Source organism: Algoriphagus sp. TR-M9, assembly GCF_027594545.1.
Classification (GTDB): domain Bacteria; phylum Bacteroidota; class Bacteroidia; order Cytophagales; family Cyclobacteriaceae; genus Algoriphagus; species Algoriphagus halophytocola.
Genome location: NZ_CP115160.1, coordinates 3,160,287 through 3,178,978, shown reverse-complemented (window position 1 = coordinate 3,178,978; position 18,692 = coordinate 3,160,287). Strand labels below are relative to the sequence as shown.

Sequence of the window (18,692 nt, the reverse complement as noted above, 5' to 3'; positions counted from 1 at the left end):
CGCGCAAAGGTCGCGGTTGTCCTGCTTCTCCCGAAGTTGGACATGAGTTATTATTTCTAATCCATTTAGGGGGGGGTTATACATAATCGTTTTTCAAAAAGTACTGGGTTCAATATCTGAATTTCTGGGAATTAGTGAGGGAGGTTTAGGAATTTTAACCAATTCAGGTCTGAAATAAGAGATTGTTTTTTTACTGCCAAAATTATAATTCCTGATATCATATAACTTAAACTGTCAAATGATTACTTTAATCTAAGTAATCCAAGAACACATCTAGAGATTTGAGATATCAACGCTAGTGAAAGTGGGAGTTGAGTAAACACAAGGTTTGGAGCTCATAAACTATACAATACAGAAAGTAACAAAAGGAACGATGTTTACAGTAGAACAAATTGAATTGGCCCATACTAAAGTCAAGTCGGGAGCAGAATTTCCAGCATATATTCAGGAGATTAAAAATATGGGCGTAACCTCATTTGAAACATGGGTTACAGATAGCCATACCAAGTATTTTGGGAATAATGATTTTCAAACAAAGTCAAATCCGAAGTATGAAGAAATAGGAATAGCAACCCACAGTGATGAAAAACTATTTAGTCATTATTTAAAAATCCATCAAAAAGGAGAAACGGATTATTTTACATTTTGTCACCATTGCGCTGAAACAGGAATTGAAAAATGGATTGTAAATCTTGATAAAATGACCTGTACCTATTATGACAAGGCTGAAAATGAAGTAGTAATAGAAGATGTTCCCTCTGTATAAAAACCTAACTTCCAACATTTTAAAAAGCATTAGCAGGTGAACTGTAAAGCTGGAAGTTTGTGCAATTAATATACTTAGGTTGTGGGGGGAATTATCGCTCTGAAATCCGCTATTGTTTTATTAGACCGTTGGAGCTCGTTCGAAGAAAAGTAAAAAAACTAGAGAAATGGAAAAGATTCATAATAATTCAAGACTTCTACTCTTAAAGTATCTGCTGATTACAGGTACTGTGACCATTATCGCAATCGTCTTGCTGATCTTAATTATGGTGGGAACCATTGGAGAAAGCAGTAGCGGGTTAGCAATTGGCTTTGCAATTGAACCGATGCAAATTTTTATGGTTGGGCTGTTAATCTTTTGCTCACTTACGATAGCGTATTTCATTGGATCATTCGCTTTTAATGCTATAAATCAAGGGCAAAATGGGGCTTATGTAGGTTTCAAAAGTCTTTTGATCTGTTGGTCAGTTCCTTGTGTTTTTAGATCTCTATTGGCTGCTATTCCTGATCTTACGTGGGGTGTTTTGTTAGGGAGTGGAATCATTGCTATCGTCCCAGCCGTGCTATTGGGGCCAATTTTGGGGCTTGCCATGAAGAAGGAAATAGTGAAGTAATACTTCCTGTCCTTAACAAATTAGCCGCTTTTGTTTCCAAAAGCGGCTGATTTATTGAAGGGATATTTTAGATTTTTCGTTGATTCTTTAGATAGATTCCCCGTGCTGGGACATATCCAGTCCTATTTCTTCGTATTCCTTACGTACCCGAAGGGTTACAAATTTGTTCAGAACAAAGAATATCGCGTAGGACATGCCAAAAGAGAAAAGGCATACACCTACCAGGACTAACATATGGGATGCAAAGACACCAAAGCCCCCATGAAGTAAACTAGAGCCTTCCTTGCCAGCAAAAATTGCCGTTAGGATCATTCCCATAATTCCCCCGATTCCATGGCAGGCAAAGACATCCAACGTATCATCTATTCTCTTCAAAAACTTGGCATTCATAGCCAAATTGGAAACTACCGCACCAATTCCTCCGAAGAAGAAACTTTCAGGAACGGTAATGTAACCCGCGGCTGGTGTGATCACTACCAAACCAACTACGGCCCCGATACAAGCCTGCAAAGCTGAGATTTTTCTCCCCTGGATTCTATCAAAAAGCACCCAAGTCATCATCGCTGTAGCTGAGCTGATCGTGGTAGTCGCAAAGGCTAATGCGGCTGTCCCATTGGCTCCAAAAGAAGATCCTGCATTGAATCCAAACCAGCCAAACCAAAGCATGCCGGTTCCCAGAAGTACATAAGTGATATTAGATGGCTCATGATTAGGCTTGTTTCTCTTGCCCAAAAACAAGGCACCGGCTAGTGAAGCCATACCCGCACTGATGTGCACCACTGTACCTCCAGCGAAATCAAGTACTCCAAAATAGGAACCGATCAGCCCATTGGGATGCCAAACCATATGGCAAAGTGGGGCATAGACAAAAATGGAGAAGATCCCGATAAAGAAAAGATATCCAATAAATCTCACCCGCTCAGCAAATGAACCTGTGATGATCGCCGGAGTGATCACGGCAAATTTCATCTGGAATAAGGCAAATAGGATAAATGGAATAGTGCTTCCCAGGGCTTTGTGCGGAAGTTCGGCCACCTGATCGAAAAACAAGTATTGAAAGGGATTGCCAATAATTCCGTATTTCACCCCATCTATGGTGATTCCAATTGGATCTCCGAAAGACAAGCTAAAACCTACCACCACCCAAAGCATAGTGATCACCCCCAAAGAAATGAAACTCTGTAGCATGGTGGAAATCAGGTTTTTTTTGTTGACCATGCCTCCGTAGAAGAGGGAGAGACCAGGGGTCATCAAAAGTACCAGACAAGAGGCGGTCAGCAACCAGGCGATATCCGCAAAAACCAAATCCTCTTCTGTTCCGAAATTATCAAGAACTGGTTGGGCATGTTTCCAAAAAAGTCCGATAACCGGTGCCGCAATCGTAATCAGGAAAGCAACTTTCCACTTAAATTTCATTCCACTTTTTTCCATGTTGCAAAAATAATGGATTAAATTTTTTATTCTGTGTTTGAAAGAAAATTCAGAATAAAAAATCAGTAATTCTTAATTTTATGATTAAAATTAAGGTTTTGAGGCGGTCTCTAAGCTCTTCTGAAACAGGTTTTTAGCGCGGGTATGGTGTCATTCGCGCTGCCTTTTGAGAAATGCGGGGTTGATTTTTGGTAGTACTTTTAGGTGTGAATAGTGTAAGGAAATGTACTTTTACTCAAATCTGTTTATAACTTACTAGTAACAAAATAATTAGGAAGATGAAGCTTTTTAAAATCACCAAAACTCTAGTGATCCTACAGCTATTTATAGCTCTGGTAGCTCTTTTCTCTTGTAAACAGCAGAAATCTGAGGTAGAAGCACCGAAAGTTTCTTTTCATGAGCTGGAATGGATAGACCTGAGTTATGCATTTGATTCCACCACTTTGTACTGGCCAAATAATCCGGATGGATTTCAGCACAGAGTGGATGCAGAAGGCGTGACGGATCTGGGCTATTACTATTCTTCCTACACCATTTTAACTCCCGAGCATGGAGGTACGCATTTGGATGCACCCATTCATTTTTATGAAAAGGGAGAAACGGTGGATGAGCTTCCGCTAGCTAAGTTGACCGGGGAAGCAGTAGTGATAGATGTGAGTGCGAAAGCCCTGGCTGATCGGGATTACCTGATAGATTCTGTGGCGGTTTTGGATTGGGAAGCTAAGCATGGAAAAATCCCGGAGCAGGCGATGGTACTGTTTCACACTGGGTATGGCAAGTTTTATCCTGATCGGGAAGCCTATTTTGGAACAGCCAAAACCGGTGCTGATGCTATTCCTGAGCTTCATTTTCCTGGAATTCAACCGGAAACTGCTGAGTGGCTGGCAAAGTCCCGAAATATAAAAGCAGTGGGCTTGGATACACCAAGCTTGGATTATGGACAATCCAAAGACTTTGCGGCACATCAGCGCTTGATGGAAAATCAGATTCCCGGCTTCGAAAATGTAGCCAATTTGGATCAGCTCCCTGCAACTGGGATTTATGTGGTTGCATTACCCATGAAAATCAAAGGGGGAAGTGGAGGTCCATTGAGGATTGTGGCAGCTGTGATGGAATAATCTAGAATCCATGAACTTCTCAGACCTTGTCTGTCCCGAATCAATCAAATTGAAAAATCTCTTCAATAGGTTTTTCAAAAAGCTTTGACATTTTAAAAGCTGTGGGTAAACTCGGATCAAATTTTTCTTTTTCTATGGCATTGATCGTTTGCCTAGAAACTCCGATGATTTCTGCCAAATCTTCCTGAGTCAGCCCTTTTGCTGTGCGAAAATCCCTGACACGGTTTTTCATTTGAAACGTCTTTTATTTATGAACAAGGTTATCATATATGTGATAGCAATAAACATAACCAGAAAGCTTATATCAGCATCAAATGGGATTATATCCAATTGGTCGAGAAGTGAAAAAGTAAGGCCGAAAACTAGTCCTAGACCGAGGGAAATTGCCATGCTTTCCAGGTGAATTTTCTTTTCGAGTTCATCAAAATGATTGAAAAGATCTCTGTTGGCTAGGATCATCAATATGCCATTGGATAGATTAACTATGATAGCAAAGTAGGTTAGTAAGGAGTTATCATCCCAAATGAACATGGGGCCAAATGTGGCAATAGCCAAGGTGGCTACCCAAGTCCAGGTCCAAAGTGCCAGTTTCTTTAATCTTTTGTTGCGTTCCAATTTCATTGTTTCCATTTTGTTTTTGTAAAGTTGACTTTACAAATGTAAATAACACTTTACAAAAGTCAAGTTTTGTTTACATTTATTTTAATGCAAGATGGAAATTCTAAAAGGCGATAGGGCTTTGGTATACATTAAATTAGGATTCTAAAAAATGGCGTCGAGTGATTTCTTTAAATTTTCGTGATATTGGAACAAGCTGTTTTCCATCCATTTCAATCTCATTGCCTTTGTAGATAGCAAAGGTTGGATTGATCAGAAAAGACCGGTGAATTCTTAAGAATTTAGGAAGCTTATTCTCCCATTCGCTAATTTTAATGCTGTTTTTCAATGTTTGGCCATTTGAAAGTCGAACCGTGGTATGATCCGACAAGCTCTCTATCATCAAGATATCTTTAATTGGGACAGAGGTAATTTTTCTTTCGCTATAGAAACTAATAGTTTTCTCTTCCACATCTTCCTGTTGCTGACTTCTATGAAAAAGGAAAAAATGAAGCCCAACAAAAAAGCCCATAATCACCCACAATAGGATTGGATTAATGATTGATTTTTCAAAAAAGTTTGGGTTAAAATTCAGGAAGTACCAATAAACAAATGCAATAACCAAATACGCTAAGTTGAGTGAAAGAATACCACTCAGCAATAGTCGGACAATACGCTTGAATGAGTTGAATTTTAGGGACCATTTTATCCCAAAAAGAAGCGTGCCAGTTGGTAATAAAAGTAAGGTGCCTGCTAGCCAACTTCCACTAATATTGGAGAAAGCATCTTTCACCAGAAAGCTAAGTAAAATAGCCGTCGCTAACCAGAAAATGGCCTTGCGTATTATTTGATTAAGCATATTCGAAAATACGTAAAAACAGCTTTAATAACCTTTTCGGCAAATCGCGAATGCCCTAAACTGGGGTTTTTACTATTCAACAGCTGTTTTTGACTTACCTTACGAACTCTATCTCAGGTAAATTTGTGTCAAACCAAAACACAAAATTATGATACATTTATTTAACGCGGGAGGGCCAGTTTATATGAGTATTCTGACTATCCTTTTATTGACGGTACTGTTATCAGTATATAAATTTCCAAAATGGACTAAGGAAATAGGATTATTGGCCCTGACTGTGGGTATTTTGGGCCAAGTCGTAGGGCTTTATGGGGTTTTTGAAGGGATAGAATCAATGGGGGGTAATGTGGAGCAGGCAATGATTGTCGGTGGACTTAAAATAAGTATGATTTCCATGATTTATGGAGTAATAATCTTTATCGTTTCCCTTTTGGGAAGATTAATAAATAAAAGGGGGATTTTGAATACTACTCCATAACTAAATCACCTCGGTTCAAAAAAATGAACCGAGGCTTACTTTAGCCTAGCCACCATAATCCCTGACTGAGATTTGTTTCCAGCCAGGTAGTCGCTTAGCGGCTTTTCGGAAATCTCCACTTCCATACTCTTCGAACTGGCATGTAGCAAATGGATTCTTCCGTTTTTCTCAATAGCGAAGCCCGTGTGGACGATGTCCAGATTAGTCATGGAGGTCGTAATTGCGATCAGGTCGCCGGATTGGATATTTTTCTCTAGGGACTGAATTTCCGCTTTTGGGATGTAGAAATATCCTCGTTTGGCAATTTTGGTTTCCGCCTCTTTGATTGCGTCCAGATTCTCAGTTTCGCTTAGTTGCCTGTAAAATTGTGGGTTTTCAGACATAAAAAGTAGGAGCATTGGCATAAGGAGAGCCACCTATTTCCTGGGTGACATCAGTGATAATTTCCTTTGCTTCATTTTCAAAGATCCAATCGGAGAAATAATGAAGACGGGAGGAATATCCCTGATTTTTTCCTGCTCGGTATCGCAGGTTTTCCAGTTCTTTCTCAAAGTCCTCAAAGGAAACTGTTCCGGATTTGGCAATTCTACTGAGCGTAACCACCGTTTCCAAAAACGTGGTGCAATCAACACCAGTGGTATTGATAACCAGCTTTTCTGTGCCCGGTAATTCCAGCGTTTTTTCCACATAAGGAGTCGCCAGAAACCACTGTCCAATTTCTATATTCAATTCATTTGGGGATTTGACGGAAAAATCGCTTTCCTCTAGTTTGGCCAAAAAACCTTCCAGTTTTTCACGGCTTTCTAGGGTGCAAACGGTTTGGGCTGAGGAGATGAAAGGGAGAAATAGTAGGAGAATGAAGAATATTCTGTACATAGATTAGATCCAATTGCAGCTTGAAGATAATTGATTTGCCAAGATCATACCATTCCTTGAAGAGGAATTGAATGCTGAAAATTACAGTATACAGTTCAATCTAGCCTGATGAAATTATCCCTTCTATCCTGATCTGGTCTGGTTCCCCAAGGATCGATTCCTATCCATTTTGGCTTTACTCTAGAATGTAAGATCAGCTCGTTTTTGCCACTTTCTAGGGTAAATATCTCTGATGAAATAATCTCTTTCTCCATGATGTTTTTATTTGGGTGATTCTCAAAAAGAGCAATTCTTATCGGCTCATTCAATTCTATTTCCCGGATAGATCCATCACTTAGCGTTTCGAGTTTTTTTGCAGCATAAGCCACTCTAATCTCGAAATTTCCATTGTCAAATTCGCTGGATTGTAAAGACTCGATTTTGATGTCGTAGTGGATTACTTTTTCCAGCCAATCCCGGATTAACCTCATTTCGGAAGCCTTGCAATTGGCATCTAATTCCTTGAGGAAATCCTGAAAGGCGATGCTTGGAATACTATTTTCTCGACTTTTATCGACCATCTTTCGGATTACGGAGTTCAGTTTTTTTGATCCGATTAAGTCCTCCATTGCCAATAAACTCAAGACACTTTTCCCATAAGCTAAATAGTTTTGGCCCCTCATTTCGCTGAGTGCAGGTTCAGTCTCCGTGGCAAATGCTCTCCCTGAAAAATAGTTCCGATTGGCATTATCAGTTATGTTCCAAAACGCTTGTTTTCCTACCGTTTTCTCCAAAACCAAAGCCTCCGAGTACTTTGCCAGACCCTCTACAAAAAAGGATGCGCCAGGAAGATTTCTAGGCGCCAGCAAATGTCCGAACCATTGATGCGCAACCTCGTGAATTACCCTTTTGGATTGAAGGTCAAACTGATTTTTAGGGTTGGGCTTTACCAGAAAATAGTTGTCTTCCACCATACTGATCATCCCCGGATGGGCAAATCCGCCAAATCCCCAGTAGGAAGGAATCTCCAAAATGGAGAGTTTTTTGAAAGGGTAAGGACCAAAGGTTTCTGTTAAAATTCGGAGACTTTGGTCCATCACTTCCAAAGTTTTCTTGGAAGCAAACTGATGCGCTGGATGGGAATAAACCTCGAGTTGTACGGAATCTGAGATTAGGATCTCCTTCTGATAAATGCCAGAGAAAATGGCGATTGCAGGCATAATTTTCTCAGGGCTTTTGAAAAAGAATAACTCCCTGTTTCCTTCCGTTTTTTTCGCAACTAAATCACCAGAGGTTAACGCTGTTTGTCCTGATTCGGTACTGATCTCAGCTTCGAAATCCACTTTCATTAGGTTGACCTCCAGCATCTCGGGGTGATCCTGAGTTGAAAAGCTATCAGGCTTGAGTGGGAGATCCCGCTTTTTTCTTTCCTGATTATCCCTGATTTCCCTTCCTTCCGAATAGCCAAAATAAGGGGCGAAATCCCTGAAATTGAGGTAAGAACCATCTTGAATAACGCCTGGATTATTATGGAATAACTCAGACTTGGTTTTTACCTCAAAAGAGAATTCTATTTCCTGATTTGGAGAAATAGGGTTTTCAAATTCTATTTCGTAGACCTTCAGGTACTCATTTTTAGTCAATTTAGAAGCTTGCGCTATCCAGAGGTTTTCTAAAAGTTCTTTCTCTGTGAGAAGCATTTTATCAATAGCTTCCTCAGAATTATTCTTCAATTTTCCTTTCACCAGAGCCTGATAGGTCCCATTGGAAGGGAAAAGGTCCACTTTCAATTGTAGGGAAGAGTAAGTCAACTCCGGATCATTCTCAAATTGCTTGTATGTTAGCTCATAGGCTTCCTGCTGATCCAGTAGCTGATTTCTGCTTTGATATCCTTCGATGAAGTTGATCTGATACGCACAGAAACCCGATAAAGCGATAAATCCCAAGAAAGCTCCTAGCCCTAGGAATGTGGGTTTATCCCAGGCTGGCGCTACTTTGATCCTATTTAATCCACCTTTCCAATGCTTGGCCGAAAGCAGCAATGCCGACAATGCCAGCACAGACCATAGCAAGGCCAAAATCCAAAAACCTGCACTGTTCATTTCCCATCCCGCTTGCTGGCTGTAGCTTAGAGGAGGTAGATCACCCATTTTCCAAAGGGTATGATTTAAGCCAATTGCTGTTCCCAGAGGTCCGGTAAATAAAGCAAAGGCAATGACCGAAAACCCCATTCCCAGGTAATTGTTTCTACTGAAATTCTGAATCAGGAGAAATAAGCAAGTATAAAAGAGCAGGGGGATTCCCGGGAAGAGCAACATGCTGAAAATTGCGAAGCTGTCCATACTGAGATAGCCTTCGACCAACTGGAAACTGAAGGAAATAGCCATGGTAATCCCGATCAAAAGCATCAAAAGAAGCGAAAGCGCTCCCAATTTTGAAAGGAAAAAATAGGCGTTTGGGGTAGGAGTGGCCCCTATGATTTCATGGAATTTCCCGTTCTTCACTCTCCAGACCAGTTCACCGGAGAAAAACACCAACAGCAAGATTCCAAACAAGTACAAAGGTTGCTGCACTTGCTCCAATAGCAATTGGCTGGCTGGAAAGTAGTTTTCATCATAAGCTCCGCCTGAGTAGATTTTAGTATAAATTTCGGTGATAGCCAGTACCACCCAAGTTCCCAACACTGCCCAAAAAGGAATGCTTTGAAGAATAAATTTCAGATCCATTCGGATCAGGGAAGATAGGATTGGGAAGTAATTATGGATTGATGTTTTGATCCTTTTGGGTTGGGTAAAATAGGCTTGCTTCGAATTTTCGAATTCTATAGAATCATCACTTTTAGGTAGTTTTTTATGGGAAATTCTAAAAGAGAATTTGCGATAGCTAACAGCCATAATCAATCCGCTAAACCCAAGCCAGATCAGCCTATTCAATCCCAGTAAACTGATGAAGGAAACCTGCTCTTGGTTTTTTTGAAATGGGGTCCAAAGATTGGTTTGCTCGAAGAAAGCAGACAACCCAAAAGGATCTGCCAGTGCCGCAGGAAATAAGCTTTCACTGGAAACCGGAGCTGCATTTGCCAAGAGCGGAGAGTTCAGAAAAATGGCAGATATGAAATACAAAGCATAGATTAAAACCGCCACGGAATAGGTGGCCAAGGAGTTTTTGGTGAGCAGGCAAACGGAGAATAGCAGGACTGTGCAAATGCTAACAGAAGGAATCAACAGCATCCAAGCCACTGCAACTGTATCATTCCATTGAAGAGGTGTAATCCGGTTTGGGTCCAATTCGGAAAGGAAAAGTCCGCAATAAAACCCTGGAATTGCCATCAGAATGACTAGGATTGAGACGATCCAAGCGCCAGCAAAACGGCTCAGGAAAAATTCAGATTTGCTGAGCGAGGTGGAGTAAATCAGTGATTCCATCCCATGCTTGTGATCTCTTTGGATGGCCGTAATCACAAAAAACATAATGGAAAAAACTGCTCCTAAACTCAGTAGCCCCATTTTAAAAAACAGCACATATTCTGAATTGAAATTGACTCCGGCCGGAACTGCGCCTTGGGTTCCCATCAAGTAGGAAAACCCAAAATAGATCAATGAAAAAAGATAGACCGCTTTGGTTTTAAGCTGGTATTTCAATTCGAATAACAGAAGTGAGGGAAATCGGGAAGTATTCATTTCTGGGAGGAAGTCAAGGTTGAGAAATAGAAATCTTCTAGACTTGGGCTGATTTGCTCGAAACCGACATCAGGCAAGTCCTCTGCCTGAACATGAATCAAGGTTTCTCCAGCGATCAGCTTAGAAGAGATCACCTGAAGTTTTTCTTTGAAATGAAGCAATTCTGCTTTGCTGACTTTTTTAGCCCAGATTTTTCCGTCCAGACTGGAGGTGAGAGCAGCAGGATTTCCCTGAACCAAAATTTGCCCTCGATTCATGATTGCCATTTGGGAGCAAAGCTCAAAGACATCATCCACCAAGTGGGTAGAAAGAATGACAATGATATTTTCTCCGATTTCACTCAGAAGGTTCAGGAATCGATTTCTTTCTTCAGGATCCAAGCCGGCTGTAGGCTCGTCTACGATAATCAATTTGGGTTCACCGAGAAGCGCCTGAGCGATTCCAAAGCGTTGTCTCATCCCTCCTGAATAGGAGTGTACCGCCTTTTTTCTATGTTCGTAGAGATTGGTTTGTTGCAAAAGATAATGCACCTGCTCTTTGCGCTGTGCAGCATCCGTGATCCCTTTGAGGACAGCGATATGATCCAATAAATCCAAGGCAGAGACTTTGGGATAGACGCCAAACTCTTGAGGTAAATAGCCTAATACAGACCGGATTTGCTCTGGCTTTTTTTGCACCTCCTGGCCGTTAAAAAGTATCTCCCCTGACCCAGCCTCCTGGAGCATGGCAAGGGTTCTCATCAAACTTGATTTTCCTGCTCCATTGGGGCCCAAAAGTCCAAACATTCCATTTTGGATCGTGATGGAAATATCATTTAATGCTTTTACACCATTTGGGTAAGTTTTGCTGAGATTGCGAATTTCAAGTTGGTTCATGGCCTGTGTTTTTTACTCCGGTAAATCTTAAAAATCCGCATGGCTTGGTCTAATTAATATGTCGAACAGGCTAGTATTGAGGATGAACTTGGAAAAAAACAGCAGATACAACCTGATCGTAATTTTCTTGGCGTTCGTCATCAATATGTTCCGGTTGGTCATCTATATTTTCAAACTATACGGGCTTACTTATCTTAGAAGAATGTTTCCAAAAACTTCTTTTTACAAGGCACTGGGCTGGGGTTTTGCAGTGACCTTGCTAGTCACCTTTTTGTTCCAAAGAATGGGGTTTATCAGGATTGACTTTGATGAATACCTGGAGAATATCCTGATCCTAGGTTCTTGGTGGATGTTGAGCAGTTTGGTGTTTTATTACAGCCGCAAAATCCGATTGCGTAAGCAGAGCTTACTCAGGATTCTTTATCTGGCACTTTTTCTCACGGGGGCCTTGCTTTTGGACCAATGGATGTCCGTTCCTGACAATCCTGTATCCATCTTTTTGCTGATTCTATTTTGGATGGGGATAGCCCATTTTGTGGCTCCGGCTTTTTTCAAAAAATACCAAAAGGTCATTTTCTTTGTTTATGGGGTGATTTGGATAGGATTTACGTTGATTCGATGGGATGAGACTTTCATGCAGGAAAACCATGATTGGGTGATTTTAATGCTGCTGATGCCTATTCCTGTTTTCCTGCTGCTTTGGGTTTTCGAACAGTGGAAAAGGATCAAAGATCTGGAAAATCAAAAAAATCAGGCCGAGCTAGCCATGTTGAAAAATCAGATCAATCCCCATTTCCTCTTCAATACCCTAAATAACCTTTATGGACTTTGCGTGGAAAAATCCGATGCAGCGCCTGAGGTGGTGCTGAAGCTGTCGGAAATGATGCGGTACACCATTTATGAGGGAAAAGAAAATGAGGTTTTGTTGAGCAAGGAGGTGGAATACCTTGAGAGTTTTTTGGCCTTGCACAAATTGCGTCACCGGAATGAGCCTACCATTGAATTTAATGTTGCTATCATTGAAAATCTAAAAATCGCCCCTTTGCTTTTTATTGTTCCGGTTGAGAATGCTTTTAAACATGGGGTGGAAAAACTTACTGAAGGCGCTTTTGTTACCATTGATTTGTCTGCAAATCTGGAAAAGCTTAGCCTGAAAGTGGCCAATAATTATGATTTGGAAGGTAAGAATAAGGGAAATGGAATCGGTTTGGAGAACTTAAAGAGAAGACTGGAATTAACTTATCCCGGGGAACATTCCTTGCAAATCACTCAAAAGAACGGTATCTATACTTTGGTTTTGGAAATCTTATGGAGCAGGTAACCTATGTGATTTTGGATGATGAGCCTATCGCGCATCGTATTATTGAAGGCTATTGTGAGAACTTTTCCTTTTTGGCAAAAGCGGGCAATTTCTACAATGGATTTGAGGCTCTGGAGTATTTCAGGAGTAATCAGGTAGATCTGATCTTTTTAGATATCAATATGCCAAAACTTACAGGCTTTGAATTATTGAAATCTCTGCCAAACCCTCCCAAGGTGATTGTAACTTCTGCTCATCAGGAGTTTGCCCTCCAAGGTTATGAGCTGGATATTGCCGATTATTTGCTGAAACCATTTAGTCTGGATCGGTTTATCAAGGCCATTAATAAGGTGACCTCTTCAAATACTCCAGCTTCCAAAAAAGAGGATGAACCAGAGCGGATTTTTCTTAAGTCGGACAAAAAGCATGTCCAGCTTAAAATGCAGGAGATTTTATATGTGGAGGCACTGGGGAATTACTGCAAGGTTTTTCACTCTGGAGGTATGATAATTTGTCCTGAAAAGATTTCAGATTTGGAATCCAAGCTCCCTTCACACAATTTTATTCGTGTTCATAAGTCATATCTGATCAATCGGCATCGAATAGAATATGTGGAAGGAAACCAAATCAGTATTTCTGGGATAAAAGTTCCTGTTGGTCAGACTTATAAAGCAAATCTTTTAGGGTATTTGACTTGACTTTTTGTCCTATAATTGTCGTAGAATGAGCTAGTTATTTAAGAATTCATCAATCTATTTTCCAGGAAAACTAGCTACACTGCTTCTTTTGTATGATCGCTCTCTTCCCGGAAAAAAGTTTCGAGACGATGTACGCCATGCCGTGGAGCTATATTATCCTGAGCCATCATACTTAAAAAGAACTCTATTGGCCCATAAGTCTTAGAACTTGTAAAGGTACGCATGAAGGCTAATGCAGTCCTCCGCATCCAATCAGGAAGATGGACGATTTTTATTTTTTTACCCAAGGCTTCTAAGGCAAGTTTCCCGATTTCATTTTGTGTAAAAATATCCGGGCCGCCAACTTCGATTTCCTTTTGAGGGGACGCAATGCTGTCAATGACCACTCGAGCCAGATCCATTCCGTGAATGGGATTGAGTTTGAATCCCCCGTTTCCAAACAGAAATACGCGCCCTGATTTTGCCATTGCCAAGAAGTCCTTCATGTCGGAGAAAAAACCGTTAGGTCTAATGATGCTGTATTCCAATCCTGAATCTTTCAAGGAATCGACGAAGCGTTCTTTAGCTGCAGTTATTTTCAAGTGACGCAGTTGTTCTCCATTTAGCACGGATACATAAACAAACTTTCTTGCTCGGTGCCGTATGGCAAACTCTAAAAGATTGAGATTGGCTTGATAATCCACATCCATATAACTTAGTCCGTCCTTTTGACGGGTGATTCCAACAGTTGAAATAACTGTGTCTATTGGTTCCTCGATTTTTGGAAAAGTATCCAATTTCGTAACATCGAGGACTTGAAATTGCTTATCTGCTAAGCCCATTTTTTTGAGCTTTTCTTCGCTACGTCCAAAAGCTAAAAAATCAAATTTTTGATACTTGATCTCCTTGGAGATATAACCTCCTAAATACCCGGTGGCTCCTGCCAGAATTATTTTTCCTTGCATGTTTCTTTGAGTTTGGTCTTTTAAATTCAGAGGGTTATCTAAGCCTAAATTTTAGTGTTTTTTAGCTCCATCAATACCTTGACCAAAAAGTCCATAGATCCTTTTTGGTATTCAGATTGGTTGAAAGTACCGCTGAAATAAGCATCCAATTCTGGGCAATAGTACATGAAGGAACTTGTAAAACCGTGGTGCCCAATCAGGGTAAGCTTGGGTAAACTTGGGAATAGTTCCTTAAGTTTCCATTGCATCAGGCCAAAGCCATAATAAGTCCCTTTGCTGGCAGGAGTCCATTCTTGCATGATCTCCAAACTTTCTTTTTGAATCAGTTTTCCTTCAAAAAGCGATCTCAAAAAGATTAAAATATCCATGGTAGTACTTTGAATACCGCCGCCTGCCCAATCACTTGAAAGGCTTTTCATCCCCGATACCTCCTCATTTCCAAAGTAGATCTCGGTCAATGGTGTGTCGGGCTGCTCGAAAGGTTTAGATCGCAAATGCATGGAAGTATTGACCATGCCTAGCGGACTGAAGATCCTCTCTTGGAATACCTTGTGGAGTGGTTTTTCCTCTAATTCTTCAATGATCAATCCAAGCAATAAGTACTCCGTGTCAGTATAGTGGTAATCAGTTCCGGGAGGGAATCGAGCATGGAACCCCGCTTTATAGAAGTCCAGGATTTCCTGCGGCGTCCAAAACTTATCTGGATTTTCAAAAGCTACAGCGAGCATGTTTTCGCCGTTGCTGGTCAGGTCTTCGAAGTAATCGGAAAGTCCGGAGAGGTGTTGTAACAAGTGGGAAACTGTAATCTCTCGAGTCCATTCTTTTCCTTGCCAGATATGAAGTCCTTGAGTGAATTTCTTCGGTAAATAATGATGCATGGGAGAATCATAGCTCAGTTTTCCTTCTTCTGCCAATTTGGCAATAGTCACTGCTGTAAAGGTTTTTCCCAGGCTGGCAATATGGAATGGGCTATTGATTTCTACTTTTTTGCCGTCATTAAAGTGTCCATGAGCCCAGCTTTTTTGAAATTCCAGCGTTTTGGATTCAAGCCGAAAGAGGGCATTATGAAGCAAATCATTTTCCATTGTTTCCTGGAAAAGACTGTCTAGGTTTTTTTCCTTTTTAAGGATGTTTTGAGCAAAGAGGAATTGAAAGTTGAACATAGCAAAAAGGAATAGGAAAATATTTTGGGATTTCATGGCTTAATTGGTTTGGAGAAATCCAGAAGGATAGCCTATGAATGAAACATGACTGTCCTAGCTGGTTCTTTTTAAATGATTTTCTGATTTTAGAAAAGCGTAATACCTACTCCGATGGAGAAATTGGTTGCATCCAGATTACCACCTTCAATTCGGGTTACCCGAGCCATATAAATACGGCTTTGGATATCCAGGGCCCACTTTTCACGCTGTAGAACTTCGTAACCTGTAGAGATCAAAACTCCTTTTCCCCATTCATTTTTTTTGGAATCAGCCTTTGATTCATAAAGTGCTCGCATATCAAGAGATGCACCATAACCGCCGCTGATCCACCACTTATCCGTAGCCCAGTATTGGATGGATGGGATAATGCCCTCGAAGCTTCGGTCAACTCCCTCTGAATCATAGATTTGACCAACGGTATTGACATAAATTGCCGTTCGGGGAGATACAAACCAACCCATTTTTAGGTTAGGGAGGGAGATTCCTCCCCGGGTGGCTTTTTCGGACATCCCATCTGTGAAGTGTAGTACTCCTACACCGACAGAGGCTCCGGCGGTGAAGCCTTTGCGGATGGGGTTTTCAGTTTGGGCCTGAATATTCAGAGTGGTGATCAGGCCAAAGAAGAAGATAAAGATTAGCTTTTTCATTTTTTGTGTTGTTTAAGTTTTACTTGTGTCTGTTTCAAAATTGATGGGACAAATTTGGGCTAAAGGGGGTGGGCAGTCGTCTTGAAATATGATTAAGGACGTTTTGGTGAGATTCCGGACTTTAACCCAATTGATGTCTGATTATTCTTCTTTGGAGGATTTGAGCATAAAGTTGACCAGGCTGATTCCTCCACCTACAGCCATTCCGGTGCTGATCCAGAAAGTGATTTGATTGTCAAAGTCCACTCCCAATAATCCGAGTGCGATGATGCCGATGGATGTGCCTATTGCTACTCCGAGCAGTGTTCCAATGGCGATACCAATACTTGTTCCTAGTGTGATTGCTTTATTTTTCATCGTTGTATGTGTTAGGTTTTTGATAAATAACTGTGACAAAGTTGGGGTATAGAGCGTCTCCAGTCGTCTTGAATTATGATTTGGGACGTTTTCGTGAAATCCCGGACTTTGGAGGAAATTGAGGAATGAAAAATCAGCCTGCAGAGCAATTCATATAAAAAAAAGATGAGGCTGTATCAAAAGTCATTCTGCTGTCAGCCTGAGCGGAGTCGAAGCCCGTTTCCAGCATTCTGGACAACAAGTTGACTTCGCTCAATGTGACAAACTTTACTTTTGATAAAGTCTCATTTGAATTAATGGGAATAAGGTAAGCTCCTGCTCAAAGCAAATTCGCTACTCGATCGCCGGTAAGATGCTGTACGTTATGGGTGATTCGCTCAATCGGCCAATCCCACCATTTCAACTTCAATAGCTGTTCTATTTTTTCTTTAGAAAAGCGCTTTCTGATTTCTTGGGCAGGATTGCCTCCTACAATACTGTAAGGTTCTACATCTCTCGTGACGACCGACTTGCTCGCAATGATAGCTCCATCTCCGATTTTGACGCCGGGCATGATGGTTGCAGCATATCCGATCCACACATCATTCCCGATGATGGTGTCACCTTTTTGAGGATAGCTTTTGCCTTCCATGGCTTTTTCCCAGCCTTTCCCAAAAATTGCAAAAGGATAAGAGGATAGAGCTTTGGAAAGGTGATTGGCTCCGTTCATAAGGAAGGTCACATCTGAAGCGATCATGCAAAACTTTCCGATGATTAACCGGTCGCCTACAAAATCGAAGAGGTATTTGACATTTTTTTCAAAATTGTGAACATCTTCAAAATCATCATAATAGGTAAAGTCCCCTACTTGAATTTGTGGGTTTTTGATCAGGTTCTTTAGAAAGCAAAGTCGCTTATAGCCGGCAAGGGGAAAGGCTTGTTCTTTATCTGGACCAGTCATAATAAGATCGTTTTTTGATGGGAATGAAGTAAAAGTGCCCAAAAAAGTGATAATAAGCGTCCGGGTTTATGATTTCGGACGTATTAGGAAAGATCTCTCCTAAATCAGTTCTCTTCGGAGGTAGATTTGGTATTGACTATTATGTTTACCAAAAGCACCAATACCGAAGAAAGGACCATCAATACTGCAATCAGCGAACCTATTTGAGGATAATGAAGTAATCTGCCATCCGCATCTTGAAAAATAACCCAGCCAGCAACTGCAGCAGCTAAACCTCCAGCCAATTGCTGGATAGATGAATCAATGGCCATGAAAGCACCACGGTTGGAAGCTGCAGGGATCGCTGTTGCCAAAGCAGAAAGGGAGATCATTCTTGCGTTTATTCCCAAATATAAAATTACATGGAGCAAAATAATCCATTCAAAAGATGCAGTATTTGACCAGGTGTAAACCAGAACTGCTAAAATGGCTATCAAAGTCCCCGTGGAAAAAACAACCCATTTCCCAATCCTATCCGAAATCCTTCCAAATACAGGAGCTGAAATCAATGTAGTCAGACCAATGGCTCCATAAACCCATGGAAGTTCACTTTCTTCAATTCCAAGGTTGTAAGTAAGGTAAGCCGCATTGAATGTCATAAAAATCACATCTCCTCCTACAATCAAAATATTGGCTCCAAAAACAGTCCAATAGGAAGACCTTCTTAAACTTTGAAAAAGATGTGCCCAGGGGGAAGAAAGTCTTGTGCTATGTTTTTTTGAAGGACGAATAATAAAACTAACAAGCAATAGAGCCAAGCTTCCCAAACCAAAGATCAACCCATAAGATAATTGCCAGGAAAAAGAACTGGCTAGAAATAGGGACAAAGGAAGGCCTATCACTAAACTGGCAGCAAAAGCCATTTGGATCCATCCCATCACTTGACCTCTTTGTTCTAAGGTAAACAAATCAGCCACAAGGGCATAAGAAATCGAGGCAATCATTCCTCCAAAAGCCCCAGTAATAATTCTGGCTCCCAAAAGCATGGGAAATGAGGGCGACAAAGCACAGAAAATGATTCCCATTAAAAATCCACTGTAAAATACGATCAGAAAGGATTTTCGATCAAATCTATCCGCAAAACCAGATGCAAGAATGGCGGAAATCCCGGCACTTACGGCATAGGCAGAAGCAACCAAACCGAATTCTTCCGTGCTGAGATTGAGCTTATCGAGAAGAGTACTGCTCAAGGCTGGCAATAGCATGTAGTCTAATACAACTGTAAAAAGGAGGCTGCCCAGGCCCAAAATGACTAACTTTTGATAAGAAGTGAATTCTTCCTTTTCTCGCATG

General features: G+C 40.9%; 20 protein-coding genes. 6 read left to right on the top strand and 14 right to left on the bottom strand.

Going from position 1 to position 18,692, the window contains the following annotated elements:
• Nucleotides 1–373: 373 nt before the first annotated feature.
• Nucleotides 374–766 carry a DUF1398 domain-containing protein gene (locus PBT90_RS13335; RefSeq protein WP_270129693.1) on the top strand — a complete coding sequence of 131 codons (393 nt, stop codon included), beginning with the start codon at nt 374–376 and terminating at the stop codon, nt 764–766.
• Between the two features lie 166 nt (nt 767–932).
• Entirely contained in the window at nt 933–1,379 is a 447-nt protein-coding gene (locus tag PBT90_RS13330) for a hypothetical protein (protein ID WP_270129692.1), read from the top strand.
• An 87-nt stretch (nt 1,380–1,466) separates the two neighbouring features.
• Here the strand turns inward: PBT90_RS13330 and PBT90_RS13325 are convergent, their stop codons facing one another.
• The gene (locus PBT90_RS13325) at nt 1,467–2,810 is read right to left on the bottom strand and encodes an ammonium transporter (protein WP_270129691.1); all 1,344 of its coding nucleotides are present in this window, start codon (nt 2,808–2,810) and stop codon (nt 1,467–1,469) included.
• A 278-nt stretch (nt 2,811–3,088) separates the two neighbouring features.
• Here PBT90_RS13325 and PBT90_RS13320 point away from each other — a divergent pair, with 278 nt between their 5' ends.
• The gene (locus PBT90_RS13320; RefSeq protein WP_270129690.1) at nt 3,089–3,928 is read left to right on the top strand and encodes a cyclase family protein; all 840 of its coding nucleotides are present in this window, start codon (nt 3,089–3,091) and stop codon (nt 3,926–3,928) included.
• Between the two features lie 40 nt (nt 3,929–3,968).
• Here PBT90_RS13320 and PBT90_RS13315 read toward each other — a convergent pair whose 3' ends face one another.
• The 3 genes from PBT90_RS13315 to PBT90_RS13305 form a co-directional block, all read right to left on the bottom strand.
• A complete protein-coding gene (locus tag PBT90_RS13315; RefSeq protein ID WP_270129689.1) occupies nt 3,969–4,160 on the bottom strand; it encodes a helix-turn-helix transcriptional regulator in 192 nt (63 codons plus the stop codon).
• Nucleotides 4,157–4,558 carry a hypothetical protein gene (locus PBT90_RS13310; protein WP_270129688.1) on the bottom strand — a complete coding sequence of 134 codons (402 nt, stop codon included), beginning with the start codon at nt 4,556–4,558 and terminating at the stop codon, nt 4,157–4,159. Before PBT90_RS13310 ends, PBT90_RS13315 begins: the two co-directional genes overlap by 4 nt.
• 124 nt (nt 4,559–4,682) lie before the next feature.
• Nucleotides 4,683–5,384 (bottom strand): LytR/AlgR family response regulator transcription factor, encoded by a 702-nt coding sequence (locus tag PBT90_RS13305; protein ID WP_270129687.1) that lies wholly within the window; start codon nt 5,382–5,384, stop codon nt 4,683–4,685.
• A gap of 148 nt (nt 5,385–5,532) precedes the next feature.
• On the opposite strand from PBT90_RS13305, the gene PBT90_RS13300 reads away from it, so the two are divergent.
• Nucleotides 5,533–5,862 carry a MotA/TolQ/ExbB proton channel family protein gene (locus PBT90_RS13300; RefSeq protein ID WP_270129686.1) on the top strand — a complete coding sequence of 110 codons (330 nt, stop codon included), beginning with the start codon at nt 5,533–5,535 and terminating at the stop codon, nt 5,860–5,862.
• Between the two features lie 35 nt (nt 5,863–5,897).
• Here PBT90_RS13300 and PBT90_RS13295 read toward each other — a convergent pair whose 3' ends face one another.
• From PBT90_RS13295 to PBT90_RS13280, 4 genes are all read right to left on the bottom strand, one after another.
• Entirely contained in the window at nt 5,898–6,245 is a 348-nt protein-coding gene (locus tag PBT90_RS13295) for an N-acetylmuramoyl-L-alanine amidase-like domain-containing protein (RefSeq protein ID WP_270129685.1), read from the bottom strand.
• Nucleotides 6,238–6,738, bottom strand: a complete 501-nt coding sequence (locus PBT90_RS13290; protein WP_270129684.1) for an N-acetylmuramoyl-L-alanine amidase-like domain-containing protein — start codon at nt 6,736–6,738, stop codon at nt 6,238–6,240. The genes PBT90_RS13295 and PBT90_RS13290 overlap by 8 nt, the downstream gene beginning before the upstream one ends.
• Nucleotides 6,739–6,833: 95 nt before the next feature.
• Nucleotides 6,834–10,397, bottom strand: a complete 3,564-nt coding sequence (locus PBT90_RS13285) for a M1 family aminopeptidase (protein ID WP_270129683.1) — start codon at nt 10,395–10,397, stop codon at nt 6,834–6,836.
• Nucleotides 10,394–11,272, bottom strand: coding sequence for an ABC transporter ATP-binding protein (locus PBT90_RS13280; protein WP_270129682.1), 879 nt, complete (start codon nt 11,270–11,272; stop codon nt 10,394–10,396). Before PBT90_RS13280 ends, PBT90_RS13285 begins: the two co-directional genes overlap by 4 nt.
• A gap of 58 nt (nt 11,273–11,330) precedes the next feature.
• On the opposite strand from PBT90_RS13280, the gene PBT90_RS13275 reads away from it, so the two are divergent.
• Both PBT90_RS13275 and PBT90_RS13270 read left to right on the top strand, forming a co-directional pair.
• On the top strand, nt 11,331–12,593 hold the full coding sequence (locus tag PBT90_RS13275; protein WP_270129681.1) for a sensor histidine kinase: 1,263 nt from the start codon (nt 11,331–11,333) through the stop codon (nt 12,591–12,593).
• The gene (locus PBT90_RS13270) at nt 12,581–13,270 is read left to right on the top strand and encodes a LytR/AlgR family response regulator transcription factor (RefSeq protein ID WP_270129680.1); all 690 of its coding nucleotides are present in this window, start codon (nt 12,581–12,583) and stop codon (nt 13,268–13,270) included. Before PBT90_RS13275 ends, PBT90_RS13270 begins: the two co-directional genes overlap by 13 nt.
• Before the next feature lie 74 nt (nt 13,271–13,344).
• Here PBT90_RS13270 and PBT90_RS13265 read toward each other — a convergent pair whose 3' ends face one another.
• The 6 genes from PBT90_RS13265 to PBT90_RS13240 form a co-directional block, all read right to left on the bottom strand.
• Complete coding sequence (locus PBT90_RS13265; RefSeq protein WP_270129679.1) at nt 13,345–14,214, bottom strand: SDR family oxidoreductase; 870 nt, start codon at nt 14,212–14,214, stop codon at nt 13,345–13,347.
• Between the two features lie 44 nt (nt 14,215–14,258).
• Nucleotides 14,259–15,413 carry a serine hydrolase domain-containing protein gene (locus tag PBT90_RS13260; protein WP_270129678.1) on the bottom strand — a complete coding sequence of 385 codons (1,155 nt, stop codon included), beginning with the start codon at nt 15,411–15,413 and terminating at the stop codon, nt 14,259–14,261.
• An 89-nt stretch (nt 15,414–15,502) separates the two neighbouring features.
• Nucleotides 15,503–16,063: a hypothetical protein gene (locus tag PBT90_RS13255; RefSeq protein WP_270129677.1), complete on the bottom strand. Its 561-nt coding sequence runs from the start codon at nt 16,061–16,063 to the stop codon at nt 15,503–15,505.
• A 141-nt stretch (nt 16,064–16,204) separates the two neighbouring features.
• Nucleotides 16,205–16,420, bottom strand: coding sequence for a hypothetical protein (locus PBT90_RS13250; RefSeq protein ID WP_270129676.1), 216 nt, complete (start codon nt 16,418–16,420; stop codon nt 16,205–16,207).
• A gap of 319 nt (nt 16,421–16,739) precedes the next feature.
• The gene (locus tag PBT90_RS13245) at nt 16,740–17,360 is read right to left on the bottom strand and encodes a CatB-related O-acetyltransferase (RefSeq protein ID WP_270129675.1); all 621 of its coding nucleotides are present in this window, start codon (nt 17,358–17,360) and stop codon (nt 16,740–16,742) included.
• A gap of 104 nt (nt 17,361–17,464) precedes the next feature.
• Complete coding sequence (locus tag PBT90_RS13240) at nt 17,465–18,691, bottom strand: MFS transporter (protein ID WP_184492713.1); 1,227 nt, start codon at nt 18,689–18,691, stop codon at nt 17,465–17,467.
• Nucleotide 18,692 lies beyond the last annotated feature (1 nt).